Annotated in this window: 4 protein-coding genes; 3 read left to right on the top strand and 1 reads right to left on the bottom strand. The window is 67.6% G+C overall.

What is annotated here, in order from left to right; all coding sequences use genetic code 11:
• Nucleotides 1-198 precede the first annotated feature (198 nt).
• Nucleotides 199-1,665 carry a flavin-containing monooxygenase gene (locus VFG33_RS14590; RefSeq protein ID WP_325026587.1) on the bottom strand — a complete coding sequence of 489 codons (1,467 nt, stop codon included), beginning with the start codon at nt 1,663-1,665 and terminating at the stop codon, nt 199-201.
• A gap of 73 nt (nt 1,666-1,738) precedes the next feature.
• On the opposite strand from VFG33_RS14590, the gene VFG33_RS14585 reads away from it, so the two are divergent.
• The 3 genes from VFG33_RS14585 to VFG33_RS14575 all read left to right on the top strand — a co-directional run bounded on the left by VFG33_RS14585 (nt 1,739) and on the right by VFG33_RS14575 (nt 4,370).
• Nucleotides 1,739-2,386, top strand: coding sequence for a TetR/AcrR family transcriptional regulator (locus tag VFG33_RS14585; RefSeq protein WP_325026585.1), 648 nt, complete (start codon nt 1,739-1,741; stop codon nt 2,384-2,386).
• Between the two features lie 160 nt (nt 2,387-2,546).
• Nucleotides 2,547-3,401 carry an EamA family transporter gene (locus tag VFG33_RS14580; RefSeq protein ID WP_325026584.1) on the top strand — a complete coding sequence of 285 codons (855 nt, stop codon included), beginning with the start codon at nt 2,547-2,549 and terminating at the stop codon, nt 3,399-3,401.
• Nucleotides 3,402-3,470: 69 nt separating this feature from the next.
• The gene (locus tag VFG33_RS14575) at nt 3,471-4,370 is read left to right on the top strand and encodes an ABC transporter ATP-binding protein (protein WP_325026582.1); all 900 of its coding nucleotides are present in this window, start codon (nt 3,471-3,473) and stop codon (nt 4,368-4,370) included.
• The last annotated feature ends 12 nt before the right edge of the window (nt 4,371-4,382 follow it).

Below are 4,382 nucleotides of genomic sequence, written 5' to 3'. Positions count from 1 at the left end.
CGCGGCCGGGACCAGAAGGCAGCGAGTGCGAAGAACGACACGGCGACCGCCGCGGCTGCGGAGTAGATCGCCAACCACAGCGGAACAGGCAGATCGCCCCGCCCGCCGATGCCGTGCATCGCGATCATCAGCGCCACGGACCCTCCGATCGATATATGACCGATCGAATGTAACACGCTCGATGTCACATAGCGAGAGTCAGCGAGTCAGGTACTGGCTGCGGTCGAAGTGCCTGGTCAGCTGGCGGAAGCGGAAGGTGAAGGAAGGCCAGAGGGTGGTGTTGCGACCCTCGGAATCGAGGTACCAGCTGGTGCAACCGCCGCGGGTCCAGATGGTGTTGCGCATCGAGGAGCGGACGCCGTCGACGAACTCGCGCTGGACCTCGGGGCGGACCTCGACCTCGCTGATTCCCTCGGCATCCATCGTCTTGAGGGCGTCCAGGATGTACGCGATCTGGGACTCGATCATGAAGACCATCGAGCTGTGACCGAGGCCGGTGTTCGGTCCGATCAGCAGGAAGAAGTTCGGGAAGCCGGCGACCGCGGTACCGAGATGCGCTTCCATCCCGTCACGCCAGGCCTCGCGTAGGGTCAGGCCGTCGCGGCCGTGCAGCATGTCCATCACCGGCAGGTCGGTGACCCGGAATCCGGTGCCGTAGATGATCGTGTCGACCTCGTGTTTCACCCCGTCCTCGGTGACGATCCCGGTCGGGGTGACCTCGTGGATCGCGTCGGTGACGACAGCCACGTTCGGCTGCGCGATGGCCGGGTAGTAGTCGTCCGAGATCAGCACCCGCTTGCAGCCGAGGGTGAAGTCGGGCGTCAGCTTGGCGCGCAACTCGGGGTCGCGGATCTGCTGGGCCAGATGGCGTTCGGCGATCCGCTGGCCCTGCTTCATGATCCCGGGCAGCTTGGCGAAACCCAGGACGAGCGACTCGCGGGACCAGTAGATCCCGGCGCGAACCGCCTTCTGTACCAGGGGAAACGCGCGGTAGACGGCCTTCTCGGCCTTCGTGATCTTGCGGTCGGGCCGCGGCATCACCCAGGGCGGCGTCCGCTGGAAGAGGTGCAGTTCCTCGACCTCGGGCTGGATCGCCGGCACGAACTGGATCGCGGACGCCCCGGTCCCGATCACCGCGACCTTGCGACCGCTCAGGTCGAGCTCGTGGTTCCACTCCGCCGAGTGGAAGACCTCGCCCTCGAACGACTCGATCCCCGGCAGTTTCGGGTACGACGGCTCAGCGAGCGGGCCCATCCCCGAGAGCAGGAGGTCCGCGGTGAAGTCGCCCTGGTTGGTGTGGATCAGCCAGTGCCCGTCGATCCAGTGGGCATCCTGGACCGCGTGGCCGAACCGGATGTGGGGACGGACCTGGAACCCGTCGGTGACATTGCGCAGGTAGGCCTCGATCTCCGGCTGCGGGGAGAACGTGGAGGTCCAGTCGGGGTTGGGCGCGAAGGAGAACGAGTACAGATGACTTGGCACATCACACCGGCAACCGGGATAGGTGTTGTCGCGCCACGTGCCGCCGACGTCCTCAGCCCGCTCGAGTACTACGAAGTCGTGGTAGCCGGCCTGCTTCAGCCGGACCGCCATCCCTATCCCGGCGAATCCCGTGCCGACCACCACGATCCGGCGGTGGGTGCTGTTCTCCTGCACGGCTGTCATTCGGGCCTCCGGGAGGTCGGTCGGCGATGAACTTACCCTCAGTAAGTTACTCGGGGTCAGTTAGAGTGTGCAAGTGACGTCCACCACCTCGCCCAGCTCAGCCGGCGACAGCGCAGTACCGGTGAAACGGCGGCGGGATCGGGCCGCTCGGGAGCGGGAGATCCTGGATGCGGCAGAGCGGATCTTCGGCGAGCGCGGCTACCAGGGCACCTCGATGGACGACATCGCGGCCGAGGTCGGAGTGTCGAAACCGCTGATCTACCAGTACTACGGGTCGAAGGACGGGTTGTTCCTCGCCTGTCTGTCGCGGCTGCGGGCGCAACTCCTGGAGGCCGTGTCGGACGCGGTCCTCGCGGCGGCGGATGCCGAGGCGGCGATGTATGCGGGGTTCGTGGCGTGGTTCGAGTTCCTCGACGAGCACCCGCGGGCGTGGGCAGTGATCGTCGACGAGGGGATGCTCGCGGCGGGTCCCGCGGCGCAGGCGGCCGACGAGGTCCGCGCCGATTTCGTCGGCCTGATCGCGATGATGGTCCGCCTCAACCTGCCGCCGGATCGCGAGACCGACGAGGAGGAGATCCAGATCGTCGCCCAGACCATCTCCGGCGCCACCGAACGCCTGGCGGTCTGGCGCACCCAGAACGGCGGCACCCCCTCCCCCACCAAACTCGCCCAAACCCTCCAAACCCTCCTCTGGAACGGCCTCCACACCCTCCGCGGTTGAGCGGACGCGCACCACTCACTAACCCCGCCCAGCGGGGAGGTTCACGCTCAGTCGCATGGCGTGACGCCTCATCCCAGCGTGTTGGTGAGTGCTGCAGGTCCGGCCGTCCAAGCGGCGGGAAAGTGTTTGGGGGTGCAGGCAGGCGTGATGTGATCGGGGAATGGGTGTTGTGCGGGTGCCGCCGACGGCGATGGTGTTGGGCGGGGTGGTATCCGTTCAGTTCGGCGGCGCGCTGGCGTCGAAGCTGATCGAGCGGATCGGTGCCGCGGGCACCGTTTCCCTCCGGCTCGCCCTGGCGGTCCCGATCCTGCTCCTGATCGCCCGCCCCAGTCTCCGCAAACGCACCCGACGAGACCTCCTCGCAGTAGTTGCCTTCGGCACCGTACTCGGCCTGATGAACCTCTCGTTCTACCTCGCCCTCGAGCGCCTACCGCTTGGAGTCGCGGTGACGATCGAATTCATCGGCCCGCTAGGTCTAGCGGCGGCGATGTCTCGCAAGCGTCGCGACCTGTTCTCCGTCGCCGGTGCGGCACTCGGAGTAGTCCTCGTGAACGGGAACGAGCTCTCCGCGGTCAACTGGCTCGGAGTCGGATTCGCCGCCCTCGCCGGCGCCTTGTGGGCCTGCTACATCCTGCTCAGCGCGGAAACCGGACGACGCTTCGCCCAACTCGACGGCCTCGCCCTCTCCATGGTGGTCGCCACCGCGATCACCCTCCCGGCCGGCGCCATCACCTCAGGGAGCGACATCCTGCACTGGGACGTTCTCGGCATCGGCCTCGCCATCGCGGTGCTGTCGTCCGTCCTCCCCTACTCGCTGGAGACGCTCGCCCTGCGCAACATGCGCCCCGCGGTCTTCGGCATCCTCATGAGCCTCGAACCAGCCGTCGCCGCCACCGCCGGATTCCTCATCCTGCGCCAGCACCTGGACGCGATACAGCTGCTCGGAATGGCCTGCGTGGTGGGCGCGTCAATCGCGATCACCCGGACCACGCGGTCGGAGGCGCCAGACATCTGACGGATGTCATGGGTACGTCGTGACGGCCGAACCAGGGGCGCGGCGCAGTACGGCAGCAAAGTACTGGGTATGACGACAACGACTGCGGTCACTCTCGAAGCAGTGACCAAGAGGTACGGCGCAGTGCAGGCCGTGGCCGGGGTGGACCTCACGATCCGGTCAGGCGAAGTGGTGGCGTTGCTGGGCCCGAACGGCGCCGGCAAGTCGACCACGATCGAGATGCTGCTCGGGCTGGTCCGGCCCGACCAGGGCAGCGTGACCGTGTACGGCGCGTCTCCCACCGAGGCGATCTCGGCCGGCCAGGTCGGCGTGATGCTGCAGAGCGGCGGCATCATCGAGGACGCCAAGGTCGGCGAGCTGGTCGATCTGGTCGCGGGGTTGCACAGCCACCCGATGCCGGTCACCGACGCGCTGCAGCGGGCCGGCATCGCCGACCTGGCCGGGCGCAAGATCAAGGGTCTGTCCGGCGGTCAGAAGCAGCGGGTGCGGTTCGCGATGGCGATCATCCCGCAGCCCGACCTGATCGTGCTGGACGAGCCGACCACCGGGATGGACGTCGAGGCGCGCCGGGACTTCTGGACCTCGATGCACGGCGAGACCGCCCGCGGCCGGACCGTGCTGTTCGCCACCCACTACCTGGAGGAGGCCGACGCGTACGCCGACCGCGTGGTGCTGATGCGGGACGGCAAGATCGTTGCCGACGGCACCGCCGCGCAGATCAAGGCGAGCGTGTCCGGCCGGACCATCCGGGCGACCGTGCCCGGCGCGGACCTGGCTGCCCTGGCGTCGCTCCCCGGAGTACGGAATGTGGAGACCCGCGGCGAGGTCGTGCTGCTGCAGTGCGCGGACTCCGACGACACCCTGCGGTATCTGCTGAGCAACACCCCCGCCCATGACATCGAGGTGACCTCGGCCGACCTCGAGGACGCAGTACTGGCGATCAGCGCCGGACAGGAGACCCTGGCATGAACCTCGACTACC

The organism is Kribbella sp., assembly GCF_035687465.1.
Taxonomy (GTDB): Bacteria; Actinomycetota; Actinomycetes; order Propionibacteriales; family Kribbellaceae; genus Kribbella.
The sequence above is the reverse complement of the archived record's forward strand: the minus strand, read 5'-3'. Positions and strand labels throughout refer to the sequence as shown.

Excerpts from the sequence above, each read along its gene's own strand:
- VFG33_RS14590 (WP_325026587.1), bottom strand. The coding sequence starts at position 1,665 with ATGACAGCCGTGCAGGAGAACAGCACCCACCGCCGGATCGTGGTGGTC.
- VFG33_RS14580 (WP_325026584.1), top strand. The coding sequence starts at position 2,547 with ATGGGTGTTGTGCGGGTGCCGCCGACGGCGATGGTGTTGGGCGGGGTG.
- VFG33_RS14575 (WP_325026582.1), top strand. The coding sequence starts at position 3,471 with ATGACGACAACGACTGCGGTCACTCTCGAAGCAGTGACCAAGAGGTAC.